This is a genomic window from Micromonospora sp. NPDC049151 (assembly GCF_040648395.1).
Taxonomy (GTDB): Bacteria; Actinomycetota; Actinomycetes; order Mycobacteriales; family Micromonosporaceae; genus Micromonospora.
In genome coordinates this window covers 248,494-269,269 of record NZ_JBEZDP010000002.1, presented here as the reverse complement: position 1 = coordinate 269,269, position 20,776 = coordinate 248,494, and the positions used below count along the sequence as shown (strand labels likewise).

Sequence of the window (20,776 nt, the reverse complement as noted above, 5' to 3'; positions counted from 1 at the left end):
CGTCGCCGGCACCGGCTGCCGGACCTCGCCCCCTGCTGACGGACAGCTGTCCGTCAGCAGGGGGCATGGCATTCTTCCGACGACCGTCCAGCTCGCCGTTTCCGGACGACATGCTGCGGTGGCTCGACCTCTTCGGCCGGTACTCGTTCGACGTGCACGGCAGCGGGATCGACGACAGCAGCATGTGGGAACGCGTCGGGTCGCTGTACGAGTACGCGAGAAGCGACCGGGAGGGCTTCCTGGCCGCCCTGGGCGACCTCGTCGCCGACGATCAGGGCGGCTTCGCGACCTTCGGCGCGGCCCGGCTCGTCTGGGAGATGTTCGGCGGGGACGTGCTGACGATTCCCGCGGCGTGGCCGCTGATCGACGCGGGCATCGCCTTCAAGGCCGCGCGAGGGCTTCCGGACGCCCTGCTCACCGGCTACGAGCAGCAACGGCTCCAGCAGATCCGCGCGCAGCGCGGCTGACCCGCGATCGGCGTCGACTTCGTCCGATCGCAAGGAGGGAATGAACACCGTGGAAGGACTAGTCTGCTTCGGCATCGTGGCCGCACTGATCGGCATTCTCGTCTGGCAGTTCGTCGAGACACGAAATGCCACGGCGACCACGACCGTCGACACCACGTGCGATACCGCACTGGCCGCCGAGGTCGTACGGGGGGCCTTCGGTGGTCCCCGCGCAGTGCTGTGGACCGGCGCGAACGGGCCGGGAATGATCAATATGCGGCGGCGTGGAATCCGGGGTGGTATCACCTTGTCCATCGACATCGAACCGCAGCCCGGCGGGGGCTCCCGGTTGGCGATGTGGGCCTCGGAGACAGTCGTGTACATGGGGATCCTGGTGAACTTCGCCGGTGTGGTCAACCGGCGGAAGACGGCGATCGCGCGGCTGCTGGCCGACGCGGAGAGCGCCAGGGCCTCGGGCAGCTTCGGACAGTGACACCCGGGCTGTGGCTCCGGCACATCCGCGGAGGGCGGCAGGCCCTCCGCGGATGACCGCGTACTCGACCGGAGGTGCACCGCCGCCGGGCGTCGGGAGTCCGCGATGCTAGCCTGCCCGTCTGGTATGGACAGTCTTCTCGACCGGGCTCAAGAGTGGATCGATGACTGATGGTTCGGACGCCCGGCGTTCGCGGTACCACGGCGACCACGCCCGTGACCGGCGCCGGCACCCGGGGTGGTGGCGGGTGACCCGGACCGCACCGGCGGTGGTCCGGGCCTCGCTCGCCGTCGTCGTCGCGGTGGCAGTGCTCGCGCTGGCCCCGCTCGCACCGGCGGCCCGCGCCGACGGTGAACAGGTCAAGTACTACCGGGTCGGGGCCACCCACCAGGGCGAGCCGGAGAACCTCACCGAGATCGCGGAGCGGTTCCTCGGCGACGGCGCGCGGTCGGCCGAGCTGTTCACCCTCAACGCGGGGCGGATCCAGCCGGACGGCGCCACCCTGACCGACGGCGCCCGGCTCCGGGCCGGCTGGGTGCTCGTGCTGCCGTGGGACGCGTACGGCAGCGAGGTCCGACAGGGCGTCCCGCCGGCCCCGAAGCGGACGCCCGGCGCGTCCACGCCGTCCGGGCGGCAACCGGATGCCGACGGCGACGCGGCGGCCGGCCCGCCGAAGGGGTGCCGCACCGCCGCGACGGCGCGCGCCCGGTCGCCGTGGGCCGGTCCGCGCGTCGCCGCCGACCGGGCGTGGCCGCACAGCCGGGGCCGGGACCAGCTCGTGGCCGTCGTCGACTCCGGCGTCGCCGGCAGCCTGCCCTCGCTCGCCGGCCGCGTGACGACGGGCGTCGACCGGGCGGCCGGCGCCGCCCGCGGTGACACCGACTGTCTCGGCACCGGTACGGCGATGGCCGGGCTGATCGTGGCGCGGCCGGTGAAGGGGTCGACGGTGGCCGGGGTCGCGCCGGACGCGGCGGTCATGCCCGTCCGGGTGGCGGGCCGGACGCCCGGCGCCTCGGCCGCGGCGAGCGTCGCGGGGATCCGGGCGGCGGTCGGCTCCGGCGCGTCGGTCATCGCGCTCGGGCCGCAGGTGGACCTCGGTCAGGCCGAGGTGGTGGCCGCCGTCAACGAGGCGGTCGACCGGGGCGCGGTGGTGGTGGTTGGCGCCGCGGGCGAGGCGGCGGCGCCGGACCCGGACGTGCCCCTGCACGACGCGGTGCTGCGCGTCGGCGGGATCGGTCCGGACGGGGGCACGGCCGAGCGCTACCGCTCCGGCGGCGTGGACGTGATCGCGCCCGGCGTCGACGTGACAAGCCTCGGCATCACCGGCACGCGGCCGGTGAACGGCACCGGCACCCACCTCGCCGTCGCGTACGTGGCCGGGCAGGCGGCGCTGATCCGGTCGGCGTACCCGGACCTCGACCCGGCGCGGGTCCGCAACCGGGTGCTGAAGACCGCGAGGACCACCGGCGGCGTCGCGCCGGAGATCGACCTGACCGCCTCCGTCACGGCCGCGCTGCCCGAGGAGGCGCCCCGCGCGCAGGCTGCCGAACCGGTGTCCGGCTCCACCACCGGGATCGGCCGCCGGGCGGCGTTGCTGACGCTCGCCGGGCTGGCGGCGCTCGCCGCGGTTCTGCTGGGCCTGCGTGCCCGCCGCCGGGCGGCAACGGGCGCCGGTGCCGGATCGGCCGAGGCGGCGCCGGCCACGACGACAGCCGTGTCCGCCGGTGCTGCCCCGGTGGAACCGGCCGCGACCCGTGTGGATCCAGCAGTCCCCGAGGCGGCGCTCGCGAAGCAGGCCGGCCCCCACCGGACCTACGCCGCCCCGGCATCAGCCCGGCCGGCCGTCGCCGCTCCCGAGGACACCGGGCCCGCCGGCACCGGGGCGACCGCCGGCGGCGTACCCGCTGACCCCGCCCCCGAGGACACCGTTCCGGGCGACGCCGTTCCGGTCGGGCCGGACGTGACGGCGGCGGTGGCGGAGCTGAGCCGCGACCCCGCGCTGCGGCACCTGGCCGCAGACGAGGCGGGGATGGCGTACCTGGCCGAGACCCGCCCGGAGGCGCGGGAGAAGGCGCTCATCGGCCTGGTGCCGGGCATGGACGACGACACGGTGGCCGCGCTGCCGGCCATGGTGACGGCGCTGCCCGGCACCGACGAGCAGGAGCAGTCGCTCACCGGCGTCCTGGTGGACGTCCGGCGTCACCTGCGCGGCGACCCGCTCGCGCTGGACCGGGCGCTGGTCCGGGCCGGGAAGGTCCGTTGGCAGTCCCAGTACGAGCTGGCCGAGCACGTCACGTCGTACGCGCGGCAGCATCCGGAGCTGGCCCGGCTCGCCACCGCCATCGCCGAGACCCGCTGGTCGAGCGGGGCCGGGGAGCCGGCGCGGGGGAGCTGATCAGAGCAGCACGAGTTCCTGGGCCAGCATGTCGGTCCAGGTGCGCCGGGTGAAGTCGCAGCCGGTGTGCGCCACGAACTGCTCCAGGGTGCGTACCGGCCCGATGCCGAGCCGGTCGGCCGGCGGGGTGTGCAGCATGTAGAGCACCCGGCGGCGGCTCAGCTCCTCGCAGCGGGCCCAGTCCTGCTCGACGTGGTCGCTCCAGTGCCGCGGCCGGTCCTGCCGGATGTAGTAGTGCCAGGTCAGCACCTCGGTGGGGTGGAACAGGTCGTAGCCCCACGTGAAGGCGCGCAGGGCCAGGGTGATCTCCTCGCCGTGGAAGTAGATGCCCGGGTCGTAGGGCACCTCGGCGACGAACGAGCCGGGCGCGAAGAGGAACCCGGCGGCCAGGAAGAGCGCCGGCTTGGGTGGTACGCCGGGCGCGGCCCCCTCGATCAGGCGCTGGCCGAAGACGGGCACGCCGAACGTCGTCCAGTCGCTGACGATGATCTCGGCGGGCGCGCCCGCGCCGGTGAACTCCTGGTCGGGCTCGTAGCTCGGCGGGTACGCGGTCAGGATCGGCTTCGCCGCGCCCGTCTCCCGCGCCATCCGGATCAGGCGGACGTCCCAGTCCGGCGCGAACCGGGTGTGGCTGTCCACCTGCAACAGCCAGTCCTCGCCGCCGTACCGCTGGAACGTCTGGTCCCGGGCCCAGCAGGCGCCACGACTGTCCCGGGCGTCGTACTCCCGCACGTCGACCTGTGGCAGGTCCCGGATGGCGGAGATGTCCTCGTCGCCGAGGTGCTGCCAGCACACCGCGACGCGGACGTCCTCCGGGTGCGCCGCCTTGGCCAGGCAGTCCAGCACCGTCGGCACGAGTTCCGGGTCCCGGTACGACGCGATCGCCACGAAGATCGTCACGCCTCCGCCTCCGCCGGGACGAGGGCGTACGACTGGAACAGCAGCGCCAGCGCCCGGTGCTCGTCGGCGGGGTCGGTGACCGGCGGCAGCCCGCCGCGCGACCGGATGTGGGCCAGCAGGTCCGGTTCCGGCGCCAGCCCGTAGGCCCGCAGGTAGTAGGCGACGGACTCGGGCCAGAGCCACCGGCCGTCGGTGCGGTAGGTCATCGGCACGACCCGGCCGCGTTCGGGCTCCACCACGTCGGGCCCGCGTGCGGTGGTGGCGAGCACCGCCGTGCCCGTCTCCAGGTACGCCGCCGCCCGGGCGAGGTCGGTGCCGGAGAGTCGTTCGTGGTCCGGCGCGAAGCGTGCCCCGTCGTCGTCCACCTCGTCGAAGACGCGGGCGATCCGCGGCGGCTCGGTGTCCCGGTCGGCCCAGAGCAGCGCGCCGGACCGGCGGGCCGCCGCGGAGTACGGCGGCAGCTTGTCGCCGGGCCGGTACACCTCGACCAGCGGGGCGGAGATCCCGGCGGCGCCCAGCGCCCGCATGACGTTCGCCGCCGTCCCGGCCCGCGGCCCCTCCGTCTCCAGCACGTAGACCGGCGCGGGCGGGATCACCGAGGCGGCCCACTCCGGGGCGATCCGCCATCCGCGCCACAGCGCCACCGCGCCGGGCTGTTGCCGCACGGCGGCGACGGCGACCCGGTCGGTGTCGTCCATCAGGCCCTCGCGGCCGGTCAGGTCGGCCAGCGGCGGCACCCGCCCGCCGAAGACACGCGGGTTCGGTACGGCCGACGCGAAGGTGAACGGCAGGTCGACCGGCCCGGGCGGCTCGGGCAGGGACACCGTGCCGGTGTCGGCGAGCCGCAGCCGGGCGTCGGCGAGCGTCGCGTCCGGCACCCGGCCACCGAGGTGCAGCAGCGCGGTGTGCAGGTGGTCCTGGTCCGTCATCTCCGGCCTCCTCTGGTCCTCGTGGGCGGGGCGCCGGCGCATTCGACCACGCGGGCCGCCGGGAGCGCCGCGCGGCGCCGGGGCTCGTGCCCGAGAGACACCGCGACCCGGGCCGTTCGTACACCCGGTCAGAGCGCTCCGGCGCGTACCAGCGCGGCGAGCGCCCGGTGGACGGCGACCGCGCCGGCCGGCGCGGGCGGATCGGCCCGGCACCGCCGCAGGTGCCACAGCAGACCCTCGTCGGCCAGCGTGCCCTCGTCGAGCAGCCGGTCGGCCACGTCGGCCGGCCAGACCCACACGCCGTCGGTGCGCAGGCGCGCGGTCAGCGCGGGCGCGGACCGCAGGTGGGCGACGAACGGCGCGACCTCGTCGTCGTCGACCGGCAGCCGCGCGTCCCCGTCGGCGGCCAGGCGTACCTCGCCGGGCGGTTCCGGGGCCCAGATCAGCGCGGACCGCGACCGGGCCGCCCACTGGTACGCGGGCAGCGGCAGGTCGTGCCGGTAGACCTCGACCGGTGCGGCGTGCCCGGCGTCGGCGAGCGCCGCCTGCCCCCGGTCGGCGATCACGGGCAGCTCGTCGTCGGGCGTCGCCGCCTCGACCAGGTAGACGCGCGCCGCGTCCACCGTGTCGTCCGGTCCCGGGGTGATCCGCCAGCAGCGCCACACCCCGGCGGTGTGCGCCGGGTCCAGCACGTCGAGCAGTACCTGGTCGAGGCCGTCCACGGTGCCGCCCGCTGTCTCGTCCACCACCGGCGGCGCGGCCGTCGCGTACAGCGGCAGGTCGGCCGGCGGGAACGGGATGAACACCGCCGCCGGGCCGGTGTCCACGTCCTCGTCCGCCGCCGGGTCGGGCAGCAGCGGCGTCTCCGGGGGCAGCAGCGCGGTGAGCGCGGCGATCTCGGCCGCGGACTGCGGGAACGCGCCGAGCAGCCCGGCCGCGCAGGCGCTCCGGTCGCCGTGCGCGAGCCGCGCGCGCAAGCCGGCGAGTTCCTGGTCCGGCATCCGGCCGGCGGCGCGCAGGCAGAGCAGGTGCAGCACGCCGGTGCTCATCGCGTCGCCGCCGTCTCGCGCAGGAAGGCGGCGGCCAGCCGGGCCGGCGCGGCCCCGCCGGCGTTGACGAGCGCATCGCGGTCACCGGCCACGGCCGCCAGTTCCGCCAGGTCGACCTGCCGCCAGCCGGGGGACGGCACCCGCGCCCGGTGTGCTTCGCCGGTCGCTACCACCACGCACCGTTCGTCGTCCGGGGCGGGTATGACAAGTGGCCGCCCGTCGCCGTTCACCGCCAGGTGCAGGGTGCCGGCGCGCAGGACCGCCCGCAGGTGCGCCGGCTGCGCCGCGCCGGCCGCGATCAGGCGCAGCAGCGCGTCGACCGGGTCGGTGGGGGAGTCCGGGAAGGACGGGCGGTAGTCCGGGTTGCTCCGGAACTCGCCCACCTCGCCGTCCTCGCCGACCTGCCACACCCCGACGACCGCCTCGAACGGCGGATCATCGTCGTCGGCCGGCCACTCCGGGTCGAGCAGGAACAGGAAGTCCACGTCGCTCATCCGGCGTCCTCGTCCGTGAACAGGAGCGCGTGCCAGACGAGCGCGGCGGCCAGACGTACCGGCTCGGGGCCGGACGGGTCGACGAGGACGTCGATGCCGTCCGGAAGCAACTCGGCCAGCTCGGCCGTCTCGACCCGGCGCCACCGCGGCGCGAAGGTGCGCGCCCGCTTCTCGGCCGAGGTGGCCACGACCACGCAGGGCATGTCGTCGAAGGAACGGACGATCAGCGGGCGGCCGTCGCCGTTCATCGCCAGGTCGAACCGGGAGCCGCGCAGCGCGGACTGGACCCGCTCCACCGGGGCGTCGCCGCGCATCATCCGGCGCAGCAGCACGTCCAGCGGCTCGGCGCTGTCGGTCATGGTTCCTCCGGGTGGCGGCGGTCCGCGTCGCGTACCTCGACCGGACGCCGCCTGTCGTCGTGGCCGGGGGTGGGCGGGCGCACGGCACCGCCGGCGCCGGACGCCGGTGCGGTGGGCGTGGCGGCCCCGGTGGCCGGTCCGGCGACCGGCGGGACCGGGGCCGGTGGCCGGGCCACCTCGTCCTCGTGTGCCCGGTAGGCGTTCCACCAGGCGTTCTCCGCCTCCGTCAGGGCCCGCTCGGCCTCGGCGACGGACTCCGCTGTCGAGTCCGTCCGGGACGTCAGCCCGTCCAGGCGGGCCGCCGCCTCCGACATCTTCTTCGCCGCGTCCGCGACGGCGAGCGCGGACGCGCGCAGCGCGGGGGAGAGGTCCCGGCCGGTGGCGTCGCGGGCGGCCGCCTCGTCCAGCCGGACGACGAAGCCGCCCGGGACCCGGACCTCGGTGCCGGCCCGGTGCCGGCCGTCACGGGAACGGGCGACGAAACGGAACTCGACGTCGTACCGGACCGCCGCGGTGATCTTGTCGTCCGGGTCGGTGCGACGGATCGGCTTGCCGGTCGCGCTGACCGCCACCTTGCCCTCGTCCTTCACCTGGGCGCCCGGGTCGGTGCGGTAGAGCTGCTGCTCGACCAGCGAGGAGGCGTTGACGGCGGCGAAGTCCTGCCGCTCGCCCACCCGGCTCGCGCCGCCCGGATGACCGACCCCGCCGGCGACGAGCGGCCCGGCCGCCTTCACCGTGAGCGAACTGCCCGCTGTCCGCTCGTACTCGGTGTCCGTGTTGCGCTTCGCCGAGCCGCCGATCTTCACTGTGGCGTCCGCCCGCAGGAGGGTGGGACGGGCCACCAGGCGGGCGTCGAGGAACAGGTCGCGGCCCAGCGCGGCCGGCATCGGCAGCGGGAACGCGCCGTCCTGCATCGCCGGCAGCGCCTTGATCCGGCTCACCGTCAGGGTGTCGCGCAGCGCGGCGGCGACGTCCCGGCCGGGGTCGGCGCCGGAGGCGATGAGCGCCTGCCGGGCCGCCTCGTGCAGGCCGGGCAGGTCGACCAGGACGTCCTGGACGGCGAACCGGCCCGGCTCGGGCAGCCGGTCGAAGCCGGCCGCCTCGCGCCACGGCCGCCGGCCCTCGTCGGTGGTCTGCCCGGCGGGCACCGGCGTGACCGGACCGGAGACGGCAGGTGGCCTGCCCTCGGTCGCCGAGTACGTGGTGACGTCGCGGACCGCCTGGATCGACACGCCGCCCTCGGGCAGCCCGCGTCCGGTGACGGTGACGGTGAGCCGGACCGGCCCGCGGTACGTGGGCACCGGGCCGGACACGGTAAGCGACTGCTCGTACGTCCGGCCGGTGCGCTCGGTCGTCTTGGTGGCCTGGTTGCCGAGGGCGGCGGTGCCGCTGAGGCCGGCGGCGACGGTGCCGGAGGACGGGCCGTGGCCGGTGGTGCGGGTGGCGTCGTCCTGGACCCGGTCGGTCTCGGTGCCCTGCCCCCGCGCGGTCAGCGTGACCTGCGCCGCCGTCCGGGAGGTGGTGCGGGTCTGCGCCTCGCCGACGACCGAGCGGTCGGTGACCGACAGCTCGTCGACCAGCTCGATGCCGGTGAAGCTCGGCTCCGCCACCGGTTCGGCGGTCAGCGTGACGTGGTACGTGGCACCCCGGAACCGCCGTTCCAGCCGTACCGTCTCGCTGCGGCCGCCGTTGAGCGCGTCGGCCAGGTGCAGGTGGGCGGCGCCGAGGAACCCGCTGCTGCCGAGCCCCCGGATCGGGTCGCCGGGGCCGCGGTCCCGGGTGGCCGGCAGGATCGCCTGGGCGAGTTCCTCACTGGACTCCCGGGCCAGGGCACGCCGCAGGTGCGGGATGCGGTCGGTGAGGTCGACGTGGGTGGTGACGCCGCCGATGCCGAACGATCGTTCCGGCCCGGGCCGGAACGGCTGTGGTGTCGCGTCGGCCGGCGCGGCGGAGCCGGCCGCCTCCTCGTCCTGCCGCTGCTGCGCCTCGCGTACCAGGTCGCGTTCCCGCTGCTGATGCGCGGCCCGCGCGGCCCGCTCCCGCTCCTGCGTCTGCTTCAGCGCATCCACCGCCGCTCTGTGGCGCGCGTCCAGCTCCCCGAGTTCGCGCCGGTGGCGGTCCTGAAGGTCGGTGAAGGCGTCGTCGACGCGCCGCCGGTCCGTCTCGCCGACGTCGCGGTCCCGGCGGACCCGGTCGACGTACGCGCGGGCGGCACGCAGCTCGGTGTGCTGGCGCCGCAGCAGGTAACCGCGTTCGGTGGCCTGTTCGCTCACCATCCGGGCGACCTGCTCGCGCTGGTCGGCGCGCAGCGTCTCGGCGTCCTCCGCGTGCCGCAGTTGCAGGCGCACGTCTGCGGTGCCGTGCCGGCGGGCGCGGTCGCGGTCCTGGAGCCGCCTCAGCTCCGCCGGTGTCATCCGCATGACCACCGCGCCGGGCAGGGTGAGCCGCCGGCCGGCCCGCCGGGCCGGCGACCCGGGCCAGCGGCCCAGCGGGCGCAGGTTGCTGTCGTGCCGGGCCTCGGCCACCACCTCGGCCTCCACGTCCACCCGTACCAGCAGTTCGCGTTCGGCCCGGCCGCCGCCAAGGCGGAGCTTGGCGACCCCGGACGCGCTGCGCTCGCTGATCCGGCCCCAGGCCCGCCGCCACGGCGTGACGGACAGGATGACGGCGCCGCCGGGCCGGCCGGTGCTGCCGCCGTGGTCGGCGACCGGCCCGCTGACAGCGGCGACACCGGTGCCGGAGACGCTCAGCTCGGCCGCGCGCGTGTGCGTGCTCTTGCGGGCGGTGCCGCTGGCGAAGGTCCGCTTGACCCGGGCGAACTCGGCGCCGTCGAGCACCGTCGGGTTGGTCGGGCGCAGCCGTACCCGCACGTCGGCGCGGGCGTCGGCGGCCCGGCGGCCGTGCCACAGGTTGCTCAGCGCCAGCGGGCGGCTGAACAGCTCGGCGTCACCGGTGAGGCGCTCCGGTGACAGCTCGTCGGCGACCACAGTGGAGAATCGGCCGTCCTCGACGGCGTAGACGTCGTCCCGGGCGGCCTCACGCAGCGTCTCGACCACCGCCTCCTGCAACCGGTCGGCGCCGACGAACGACTCCACCCGGCGTCCGTCGAGGTCGTGCGGTCCGCCGGTCATCCGGCTCAACGGGGGCGGGTACGCGATGGTCTCCACGTCGCGGGGAGCCGGGCTGGGCTCCGCGTCCGGGCGTCGCCGGGAGACCCGCGTCTCCGGCACGAGCATGCGCACGTCGAGGCGGTGCGTGCGGGGACGCGTCTCGGACGAGGCGACGACGGTGGGCACGTCCCGGCCGTACGTCCCGAGGGAGAGCTGCCGCCCCGCCTGGTTGACCCGCACCGTGGACCGGGTCGTGACGGTCAGGTCGAGGGTGGCGGCGAACTCGCGCAGCCGTACCCCGGTGGGCTTGCCCTCGTCGTCGAGCTCCGGCCCGTGGTCGCTCTCGACGGACTGCCCCCCGGTGACGGCGCTCTCGTCGGTGGTGCCCCAGGTGATCGCGGCGCGCGGCCCGCCGAGCAGCGTCGAGGCGGCCTGGCCGAGCGGGCCCAGGACGCGGGGCTCCAGGCTCAGCTCGGCCGACCGGCTGTCGTCGCGGGCACTGGTCACCGTGGACCTGGCGGTCCGCTTGTCGGCGGTGCCGATCTTGTCCCGGTTGACCAGGTCACCGTCGGACACCTCGCCGAGGCTGCCCCGGATGGTCACCACAGTGACGTGGTCGTGGAACGTGCCGGTGCGGATCAGCGGGATCCTCAGCCCGGGCCCGACGATCCGGTCCGCCAGGTGGCGCAACTGGTCGGGGGAGAGCTGGGTCTTCAGGTCCGTGTCCCGGTTCAGCGCCGCCTGAAGCTCGGGCGTCAGCCCGTCGGCGAGCCGCGCGTCGCCGAAGTGCCGCAGCGTCTCCTCGGGCGTGGCCAGACGGAACCGGCGGTGACCGGGCACCGAGCGGACCGCGTCGGCGACCGTCTCGTACAGGCTCCGGTCGCCCACCCGGGTCAGGTACGCGCCGCCGAACGACTCGCCGTGCTCGACGCGGGCCGGTGCGAAGTGGGTGCGGGCGGCGCCGCGCCGTCCGCGCCACTCCAGGCCGTTCGGGTCGAGGGCGGTGCCGGGCAGCCGGTCGCCGGTGGTCCACTGGAGCGCGTCGACGGAACCGGACAGCATCCGTGGCGCGCGGCCCAGGACGCGCACCTGCACGCCGTACTCGACCCGGTACCGGACGCCCGGCGCGGTGCCCGTCACCGTCTGCTTGCCGCCGGTCCGCTCGGCGATCGTCTGGGTGGCGCCACGCTCCCGGCCGCCGCCGACCCGGGGCCCCACGACCAGGCTCAACGGCGCGGCGTCCAGTCCGGCGCCGCCGAGGCCCCACAGGCCCCACGGCCGCTTGGTGGTGGCGCCGCCGGTGCCCTCGCCGGCGAGCGCGGCCGTGTCGATGTGCGTCACCCCCTCGACCCGTTCCACCTCCTCGACGTGCCGGGCGACCAGGCGGACCTCGACCTGCCGGGCGCGGCCCGGGAAGAAGCGCCGCCATCCGGTGCGCGCGGCGCGCGGCAGCGCACCCGACCGCACCCAGCCGTCGTGGACGTTCGCCGGGTCGGTGACCACCATCTTCGGCAGGCTGCCGGAGATCGACGCCGTGCTGAGCAGCTTCTGCATCACCGGGCGGCCGGGTGCGCCGATCCGGACCAGGTCGGCCATGCCGTCCTCGGCGAGGATCGCCTCCACCTGGTCGAAGAACGTGGCGTCCGGATCGGCCGGCCGGCTCCGGACGCTCTCCACCCCGAACCGGTCCGGCACCGGCGCGCCGAGCGTGCGGTCCGCGGCGGCCGGCGCTGTCGCGTCTGCCGTCCGCAACCCCGTGTGTACGGCGAGAGCCACGGTGCCCGAGGCCTCCACCGGTCCGGCGGCGGGACGGCCGGGCCGCACGAGCCGGGCGACGAACCGGACCGGCACCGTCACCTCGGTCAGCCCCGCGACCTTGACCGTCGTGGTGGACGTGAACGTGTCCTTGTGCTCGGCGGAGTGCTCGGTGACGGGCGCCGTCGGCACCGAACCACCGACGCCGACCACGACACCGGGTATCGCCGTGACAGTCACCTTCGGCTCGACCCGCTGGTCCCGGTTGTGGCGCAGCTTGTGGGTGAGGTTCTCCCGGGTCTTGGCGGTGACCTTGCGCTTGTCGTCGTGGGCCCGGTCCACGCGGACCGCGTCCCAGTCGAGGACGGCGGTGACGAGCAGTTCGGCCGGGTGCCCCCCGATCGTGACCGGGTAGGGGCGGCCCTCGCCGAGGAACTGGTCCACGTCGTCGCGGCTGTCCGCCGCCACCGCGTCGACGAACTCGTCGGACAGGCCGGGGTCGAGGGTGCGCAGCGCCGCGCCGAGGTCCGCGTTCTCGGTGGCGCGCAACTGCTCGGCGAGCCCGAGGGTCCGGCTCTCCCGCAGGTAGGACGACAGGCTCCGGCGTACCTCGTCGGACGACGGCAGCGCCGAGGTGGTCCCGGTGGTCCCGGTGGTCGCCGGCGACGCGCCGGCCCCGCCCACGGCGTCCTCCCGGGTGGTGGTCTCTTCCGCGGCGCTCTCTTCCGCGGTGGCCCTCCCGGTGGCGGTCTCGGCTGCGGTGGTCTCCGCGGTGGTCGTCTCCGCGGTGGTGGTCTCGCCCGCTGTGGTTTCTTCTGCGGGGTCTCTCGTGGCGGTGGTCCCGGTGGTCGTGTCGTCCTCGGCTGTCGACCGGGTGACCGGGGCGTCGTCGCCGTCGTGGTCGTCGCTGCCGTCACCGTCGTCGTGCTCGCCGAAGCCGGCGCCGAAGTCGCCGAAGCCGTCGTCGTCGCCGTCGCCGAACAGGTCGAAGCCGCCGGGCTCGCTGCCGGTGTCGGTGTCGTCGGCCGGGGCCGGCGGCGGTGGCTCCCGGCGGGTGTAGGTGACGTGGCCCGCCGGGTCGATCGTGCGGACCAGTTCCAGCCGGCTCAGCGGCCGGGCGCCGATCACCGGGTAGTCGCGCGGCGTACCGGCCGGGTCGTCGTACACGACGAGGTGCACGTGGGTGCCCCGGGCCGCGGCGAGCTCGACCACGTCGTGCGCGTTGCCGATGCCGCGCCGCTCGGCGTCGTCGACAGGCGTGTCGCGGCGCCGCCCGCCGGGGTCGGGGGCGAGCGCGGCCCGGACGAACTGGCTGTTGTCGTACGGATTGCGCCGCCGCATCGCCGCGGCCTCGTCGAGACTCATCACGTCCCGTCCGGCGCGGAGCGTGCTCAACCGCAGGGCGTCCGCGTCCCCTCCGGGCAGCTCGGCGGCGATCGCGTCGTAGAGCGAACCGGGTTGCCTGTCGATCCCGCCGCGGACGGCGACGGCGGTGGCGACGGCGAACTCCTGCTGGATGGTCCCGGGGTCGTCGGACGTCGCCATGAGGTGCGCGGCGACGAGGCGCTGGCTGTTCGGCAGGCCCACGGTCCGGGCCGGCCGCGACGGATCCAGGTCGGGGTCGACGGCGGGCGGGACGTCCGGCGCCGGACCGGTGTCCGGCGCGGGCAGCGAGACGGCGGTGACGTACCGGTTGTGCGGTTGCGCGCCGAGCTGCCGGAGCTGCCGCGCGGTGAGCGACTGCTGCCACGTCGGCGATCCGGCTCCGGCGTCGGTGGGCGCGGCGAACGGCGTCGAGGCGGCGACGTTTGGCTTGCGCAGGTCGGCCCGGTACTCCTTGAAGCCGGTGCCCTCGGTGTAGAACAGCTGCCGGTTGGCGTTCGTGGGCACGGCGTGCGACTGCGGGAGGGCGTGGACGACGGCGAAGTCGGCGGCGAGCCGGGACAGGTCGGTGGGCGTGGCGGCGCCCACGAAGTCCGTCATGAACGCCAGGTCGCGGTCGGGATGCCTGTTGTTCTGCGACTGGACCTGCACGTCGACGGTGAGGACGTCCGCGGGCAGGCCGGCCGGCGTCGCCGCGCCGTGGGCGACGGCGAGCTCCTCGCCGTACGCCTGGTGCAGGCTCTCGGCCAGCATGAGGAACTCCGCGCCCGCCTCGCCGAACCGGACCTCGGGCCGGCCGAGGGTGAGCAGGCCGTCGACGAACAGGTTCGGCTCCGGCGAGTACGGGAGCATCGGGTGGACGGTGGCCTGCCGGTCCCGGGACCGCATGTCCTCGTCCACGGCGTCGGTGAAGTCCTGGACGAAGGCGTCCCGCCCGGCCTGCGTGTCGAACGTGGCGAGGCCCTCCAGGACGGCGGTCAGCTTCTGCCGCTCGATCCCGAGTTCCCGGCGCGCGCCCGGGCCGCGTGTGGTGAGGTCGGCGATCCTCGCCTGGTGGTCGCGTACACGCCGGTCCAGCCGCTCACGGGTACGCCGGATCAGCTCCTCGGTGTCGCCGACCCGGTAACCACCGGAGATCATCAAAGGCCGGGCCGGCGGCTCGTCCTGCGGTCCTGTCGACTCCGGGTCGAAGCGGGTCCGGCCGTCGATGCGGTCGAAGACGTGGGTGCCGTCCGCCGTCGTACGGGCACCCCGGTCGAAGTCCTGGATCGACACGTACGGGTAGCGCCGCTCCTCGCGGGCCGGGTCGCCCTGGACGAGGCCCTGGATCGCGGCCACCGTGTCGGGGTCGCGGAGCACCTGGTTGCGGGTGCGGCCGTACGGGAACTTGCCGCCCTTCGTGCCGACCGCGTAGCCGTTCACCGCCACCGGCACGTCGAGGCCCTCCACCAGCCGGGCGGCTCGGGCGACCGCGTCCCGGAAGGCGAGGTCGGGCGTCTCGGCGGTGGTGTTGACGCCGAAGACGAACGCGACAGTGGTGCCGGGGGCGAGTCCCTCGGTGACGGCGCGGACCACCTCGGGGATCTGGTCGACGTCCTCGGCGGGCAGCATCGAGTTGACGACGAACCCGATCGGCGCTCCCTCGTCCTTGAGCGCGGCACTCACCTGCCGGTAGTTGCCCGGACCGACCTCGCGGGTGTGCCGGGTCAGCTCGTCGAACCGCGCGTTGCGGCCGCCCGCCACCCGTACCGGCTCGAAGCGGACCGGCGCCGTCCGAGGCGGCAGCCCGCCGCGGTCGGGCGAGAGCACGGCATCCTGCTGACCGGCGATCCGGTCGACGTTGCGCGCCAGCAGCCCCGGATCGTGCTCCGGCGTGGTGGTCGCCATCAGCGAGGTGTCGCCCTGGACGAACGTGGCGTCCAGGGCGCGGTCCGCCACCGGGTACTCGTCGCGCAGGCCGAGGAAGTGCCCGATCTCGTGCGCGAGATCGAGGTCGGACGAGTGCGTCGACCAGGTGGTCTGGGTGGCCGGCGCCGGAGTGCCGTGCAGCGCGACGGTGGCGTGCGCCTCGCTGGGCGTCGCCACGAACTCCACAGTGACGTTCAGTTGATCGTCGCCGATCCGGAAGCCCTGGTTGTAGACGCGGTCCACCGCGTCGCGTACCCGGGTCTGGATGTCGGGCCGGGCGGAGGCCGCCGTGGCGTCCCGCGCGTCGAGGAAGACCTTGACCGTGAAGTCCTGCACGTCACGGTCGCCGAGGCCCAGCACCCGATGGTCGTACGCGATGCGGTTGTCGACCGCGTCGAGGCGCAGGCGGGGCCGGTCGTCGGCCGGAAGGGGCAGACCGGCCTGCTCGTACGAGCGCGCGACCACGCCGGGCACGCGGGTGTCGGGGTGGGGTCCCCGGTCGATGACGTCGTACGCGCTGGTGTTCGCGACCCGGTGCGGCGCGGTGTCGCGCTGCGCGGCGCGTGCCTGGGCGATCTCGTCGCGGGTCTTGGGCACGTCGAACCGGGGCGGCGGGGTGCCCTGCTGACGTGCGGCGGTGTCGATCGGGGGCGCGCTCGGCGACGTGTCGGCGCGCGGGCGGGCGTCCGGGTCCAGTGGCAGGCCGGTGACCGTGGCGAGGGCCTGGTCGACCTGATCGGAGCCGGGCTCGCCGAGCGCCTCGCGCCATCTGTCGAAGTACGTGCGGACGGCGCCGTCGCGGTCCTCGACGAAGTCGCGCAGCGCGTCCGGGTCCGTCCCGGTACGGAGGTGGTGCGACGCCCGGTCGAGCAGAGTGCGGCCACCGGTGAGCTCGGGGTCGTCGTGGAACGACGCGGGCTCGTGTTGCCAGGGGCGGGTGTCACCTGCGGACGCGGTCACGGAGAGCGTGGGTCTGCCCGCCGCGAGCGACTCCTGCCAGGTGTTCGCGCCCTCGGTGGCCACGAGCGTGGCGCGCTCGCGCAGCCCGGCCATCTGTTCCGGCGTGACGCGGGGCAGGGCGGCGACGTGGACCGGGGCCCCGGCCGTGGGAAGGGCCCGCGTCGCGTCGCCGACCACCAGGACGACTGTCGGCCGGTCCTGCCGGGCGCCAGTCGTCAGCCGGCGGACCACGTCGCCGTGCTCCGGCGTGACCCGCGTCTTGCCGTAGTAGACGAGCACCACGTCGGTGCCCTCGTCGTCGACCAGGTCCGCGAGGCCGTCGGCCCCGGAAACGCCGGTGTCCCTGATCACCGCCCCGGCACTGGGCGGCGGGGTTGCCGATGGTCGGCCACGGTAGGACGGGACACCGGTCAGGATCGTGTCGAGATCCTTCACCGGCGCGTTCGGGCTGTGGAACTGGCGGGGGAACTTGTCCCACAGGAACGGCTGGAGCGTGAGCAGGTCGTGGTCGCCGTGGGCGTCGCGTAGCCGGCGCACCCAGGACTCCTGGAACCACTCCTTCCGCTGATCGTCGGTCAGCTCCGACTCGTCGTCGTTCTTCGGCACGTCGACGGCGGGCAGCACGGTCAGGACCGTGCCCGGGGGGAGCGGGTCGGCGCCGATCTGGTCGAGGCGCAGGCCCTGCGTGTTGTTCTGCTCGTCCTCCGTCTTCTTCCGGAACCCCGGCTGCAGCTCCTTCTGCCATTCGGGGGCCTGCGCGGCGCCGGGCCACTGCCTCGTCTTCCAGTTCACCTCCGTGCGGAGGGCGGCGGCGGCCTTCTGCTCGGCCGGCTGTTGCGGTCGCATGACGACATCCATGTCGCCCCGGCGACCGGTCCACTCGCGGTGGAACAGATCGTAGGAGCCCACCGGGTCGTCGAAGTCGGACTGCCGGCCGAGCTGCCCCGCGTAGTACGGCGTCTTGTTGCTGGGATAGGTCAGCACGACAGTGCCCCGGTAGCCGGTAGCGGCCAGCCCGTCGAGCATGGCGACCGTCGCGGCCTGGTGGCCCAGTCCGGGTGAACCCTGGTCGAGGACGTGCACCACCTGGTACTTCGCGGTGAGCCTCTGCCCGACCGCCGTCGGCACGGGCTGCTGCCGGGGCGGCAGCGTGGCTGTGGAGAGGTCCGCCCTGGGTGGTGGGGCGGAGTTCCGGTTCGCCGGTCCGGGCGCCGGAGGCGGCGGGAACCCGGGCGCGGCCGGAGGCGGCGGCATCCCCAGCGGTGGAGGCATCCCCGGGGGAGGCGGCGGGCCCTGAACACCCAGCGCGGCACCCGGTGGCGGTGGTGGCGGTACCGGGACACCCGGCGGTGGCGGCGGTGGCACCGGGACGCCCGGTGGCGGCGGCGGTGGTGGCGGGGCCGGGGCGCGCGACGGGACCTGCGGGTTCGGGTACGGGTCCGGTGTCTGCTCGCGCGGCGCCTGCGGTGCCGGAAGGTCGCGCACCGGTCCGGCGGTCAGCGCGACGTCGTGGATCGTCGCCAGATCCTGTGCGGTGAGATAGTCGACCGGCCCGGCCGAAATCCCGTCCTGCTCCGACATCGGCAGCGTGTCGACCTCGACACCCATCACCCCCGGCCGGGGCACGGTGGTGAAGAGGTGCTCGGGGGCCTGGTGACCCTCCTTGGCCCCGAGGTAGTGCATCACCTCGTGCACCATCACTGGCAGGCGGTCGCCGGTGTTCCACACGTGCTGGTCGGTGCTCACCCCGTCCTGCGAGGTCACCTCCACCGGCGGGTTACGGCGTGGGTCGGCCTGCCAGTCGCGGGTCATGCCGTCGCGCCACGGGGGAGTGTCGACGACCAGGTCGATGTGCAGCAGGCGACCGTCGGGCAGCGTGTATCTGCCGTTGACCATCTCGTCGACGGTGCGCTGCACCGTCGCCGCGAAGTCGCGCAACTCCCGCGGGGACATCTGGTCGTTCTTCGAGACCAGATCCAGGTGTACGTCGAACGACCGGTAGTCCCGGCCGTCGGCGGTGAACTCCCTTGTGGTGAAGTCGATCGTCGTGATCTCGCCGCGCAGCAGGTGGGTGCCGGGGACGACGGTGTCCTTCCAGGGCACGTACCGTTCGGTGCGCAGCCGTTTCGGCTCCGCGCTCGCCTTGGCCTGCTGGAACTGCGGGCTCGGCGTGGGCCGGGTGGGCGCGGGAAGGTCCGCGCCGGCGATCGGCGCGGGAGGGGCCGGCGTCGGCTCGACGGTCCCGTGCTGCTGCGTCGTCGCTCCGTCCGGCGTCGGCGTGGTGTCGACGGCGCCCGTCTCCGGGTCGCCGGCCCGGCCCGTCCCCGTGCCGGGACCGTCGGCGTCGACCTGGGCATCCGACGTGCCGTCGCCCGGCGTGTCGACGGCGGCGACCGGGCCGGGCACCGCGACGACCGGCTCCGGTGAGGACGGTCCCGCGACACCGGGGTCGGTGGCCGGTGAGGCGGCCACGGCCGGACCGTCGACCGAGATCCCGCCGACGGGCGCCAGCGGCGGCGGGGGCGCCTCCGCGGCGCCGGCGACGTCACGCGGGGAAGCGGCCGGACGGCCGGTGGTCGCCGGATCCGTGGACGACGTGCTCGTGGTCGGTTGGCCGGTGCTCGGGGTCCCGGTCGGCGAACCCGTGGACGCGGTGGTCGGCGGCGAGCCAGTGTTCGGCGAGCCGGTAAGCGGGCTGCCGTTGGTGCTCGGTGCGCCGGTGCCCGGTGTGGAGGTGCTCGGTGTGCCGGTGCCCGGCGTGGAGGTGCCCGGTGTGCCGGTAGGTGGTGTGCCGTTGGCGGTCGCCGCGCCCGTGCCGGGCGTGCCGGTGGACGGTGACGGGCCGGTCGGGACTGCCGCCGGGCCGGCGGCGGTGGCGGGCGGGGCCACGGGCGCCGGTGTGTCGAGAGCGGCCGGCCCGCCGTTCGACGCCGGCGCGTCGAAACCGGGAAGGCCGCCGCCGTGGGGCGTGGTGAGGCCGGCGACGGCGGCCGGGGTGCCGGTCGTGGGCGCACCGGTGCTCGCCGGGCTGCCGCTCGGCGCGCCCGTCGCGTCCGCGCGCGGCGACGTCCCCTCGGTGCCGGCGGCCGGGCTCGGCCCCGGGGCGGGACCGCCGGCTCCACGCGGGTCGGTGCCGGTCGCCGGGGTCGCGGCGCCGAGCCCGCTCGGGCTCTGGCCTCCGGTGCCGTTCGGGCTCGTGTCGCCGTTCTGGATGCCGCCCTGTGACCCGTCGCCGACCTGACCGCCGACGCCCGGACCATCCACGGCCTGTCCGCCTGCGGTCTGCCCGCCCGAGATCTGTCCGCCCGGGGCTCGGCCGTCGGCGGTCTGTCCGCCGGAGGTAGGGCCGCCCGCAGTCTGTCCGCCCGGAACCTGACCTTCGGCGGTCTGGCTGCCCGGAGCCTGGCCGCCTGGAGTGGTGTCCCCGGCACTGCCCTGGCCGGCAGCCGGATCACCGGCGCCCTGAGGCGACGGCCCCCGGGTTCCGGCCTCGCCCGGGCCGGACCCCTGACCGGCGCCTCCGGTGGTCGGCCCGCCCGAGGGCTGCGGACCCGGGCCACCGCTCTGACCGCCCGGGCCGGTGGGAGAGCCGACGGGTGGGGGTACTGCTGGCCCGTCCACTGTCGTCGTCGGCGGCGTGGGTGCGGTGGTGGTGAGGTTCTTCGTCTCGATCGTCGGCGGTGGCGCCCCGGCGGCGGCGCCGGGGCCGTAGCTCTGGCCGGCCACCGTGGCGTAGTGGTGGGCCATCCCGCCGATCATCGACGAGCTCATGGTGGCCCACGGGTTGAAGCCTCCGCCGCCGACCATCATGGTGAACAGGCCCTCGAACAGCGTCTCGGCGAGCGCCGACAGCCCTTCCCGCGACAGGACGTTGTTATTGATCTTCGGGAAGAACTTGCCGCCGATCATCTGCATGCCGCTGACGCCCGCGCCGATGAAGGCGCCACCGGCGAACGCCAGCCCGAGGTCCTTGTAGTCCAGGGACTTGCGGTTGCCCTCGATGATCTGGGTCACCTGGGCGGCGGCGCTCTGCCAGAGTTCCTCCAGCCCTTCCTGGAACGCCTCCCAGGTCAGCCGCATCAGCAGGTTCCGCAGCCGCTGGCGGAGCAGGCCGATCAGCGCCCCGACGATCTCCTGACCGATCCTGATCAGAGCGGGCACCGCCGCCGCGCCGAAGCCGGAGGCCAGCGCGATGGCGATCTCGACGACCTGGGTGAAGGCCGCGATGACGATGTTGTACTGGGTGTTCTCCGAGTCCAGTGCGAAGTTGTAGGCCGAGCCGCCCAGGGCCAGGGCGATGTTGCCGCCGGCCGGCACGTTCTTGGTGATCCCCACCTGGTAGTGCTGGAACGCGTCCATCGCCGGGCCGGACAGGCTCCCGGCCAGCCCGTAGCCGAGGTTGGCGGTGGCACCCATCCCGTTGAGGATGGTGCTGCTGAGCGCGTACAGCTCGTCGCCCATGGCCCGCAGGGCGGTGGGGTCGGCCTTCGGATACTCCTCGCCGACGGCGACGAGGATCAGGTCGTACGCCCACTGCCACTGCGGGTCGTTGGGGATGTGGAAGTCGGGCATGTCCTACCGGGGCACCTGTGGGT

9 protein-coding genes are annotated in these 20,776 nt (G+C 75.2%); 3 read left to right on the top strand and 6 right to left on the bottom strand.

Going from position 1 to position 20,776, the window contains the following annotated elements; translation table 11 throughout:
- The first annotated feature begins 65 nt into the window (after positions 1-65).
- The 3 genes from AB0B20_RS04100 (at position 66) to AB0B20_RS04090 (ending at position 3,334) form a co-directional block, all read left to right on the top strand.
- Positions 66-467: a hypothetical protein gene (locus tag AB0B20_RS04100; RefSeq protein WP_357387192.1), complete on the top strand. Its 402-nt coding sequence runs from the start codon at positions 66-68 to the stop codon at positions 465-467.
- Between the two features lie 40 nt (positions 468-507).
- Complete coding sequence (locus tag AB0B20_RS04095; protein ID WP_357387190.1) at positions 508-939, top strand: hypothetical protein; 432 nt, start codon at positions 508-510, stop codon at positions 937-939.
- A 163-nt stretch (positions 940-1,102) separates the two neighbouring features.
- Entirely contained in the window at positions 1,103-3,334 is a 2,232-nt protein-coding gene (locus AB0B20_RS04090) for a S8 family serine peptidase (protein WP_357467945.1), read from the top strand.
- Here AB0B20_RS04090 and AB0B20_RS04085 read toward each other — a convergent pair whose 3' ends face one another.
- The 6 genes from AB0B20_RS04085 to AB0B20_RS04060 all read right to left on the bottom strand — a co-directional run bounded on the left by AB0B20_RS04085 (position 3,335) and on the right by AB0B20_RS04060 (position 20,753).
- Complete coding sequence (locus AB0B20_RS04085; protein WP_357467942.1) at positions 3,335-4,234, bottom strand: GlcNAc-transferase family protein; 900 nt, start codon at positions 4,232-4,234, stop codon at positions 3,335-3,337.
- Complete coding sequence (locus AB0B20_RS04080; protein WP_357467939.1) at positions 4,231-5,163, bottom strand: hypothetical protein; 933 nt, start codon at positions 5,161-5,163, stop codon at positions 4,231-4,233. The genes AB0B20_RS04085 and AB0B20_RS04080 overlap by 4 nt, the downstream gene beginning before the upstream one ends.
- Before the next feature lie 128 nt (positions 5,164-5,291).
- Positions 5,292-6,212 carry a hypothetical protein gene (locus tag AB0B20_RS04075; protein WP_357387182.1) on the bottom strand — a complete coding sequence of 307 codons (921 nt, stop codon included), beginning with the start codon at positions 6,210-6,212 and terminating at the stop codon, positions 5,292-5,294.
- Entirely contained in the window at positions 6,209-6,706 is a 498-nt protein-coding gene (locus tag AB0B20_RS04070) for a type VII secretion system-associated protein (RefSeq protein ID WP_357467936.1), read from the bottom strand. Before AB0B20_RS04070 ends, AB0B20_RS04075 begins: the two co-directional genes overlap by 4 nt.
- Positions 6,703-7,065, bottom strand: coding sequence for a type VII secretion system-associated protein (locus AB0B20_RS04065; protein ID WP_357467932.1), 363 nt, complete (start codon positions 7,063-7,065; stop codon positions 6,703-6,705). The genes AB0B20_RS04070 and AB0B20_RS04065 overlap by 4 nt, the downstream gene beginning before the upstream one ends.
- Entirely contained in the window at positions 7,062-20,753 is a 13,692-nt protein-coding gene (locus AB0B20_RS04060) for a hypothetical protein (protein ID WP_357467929.1), read from the bottom strand. Before AB0B20_RS04060 ends, AB0B20_RS04065 begins: the two co-directional genes overlap by 4 nt.
- Between the last annotated feature and the right edge of the window lie 23 nt (positions 20,754-20,776).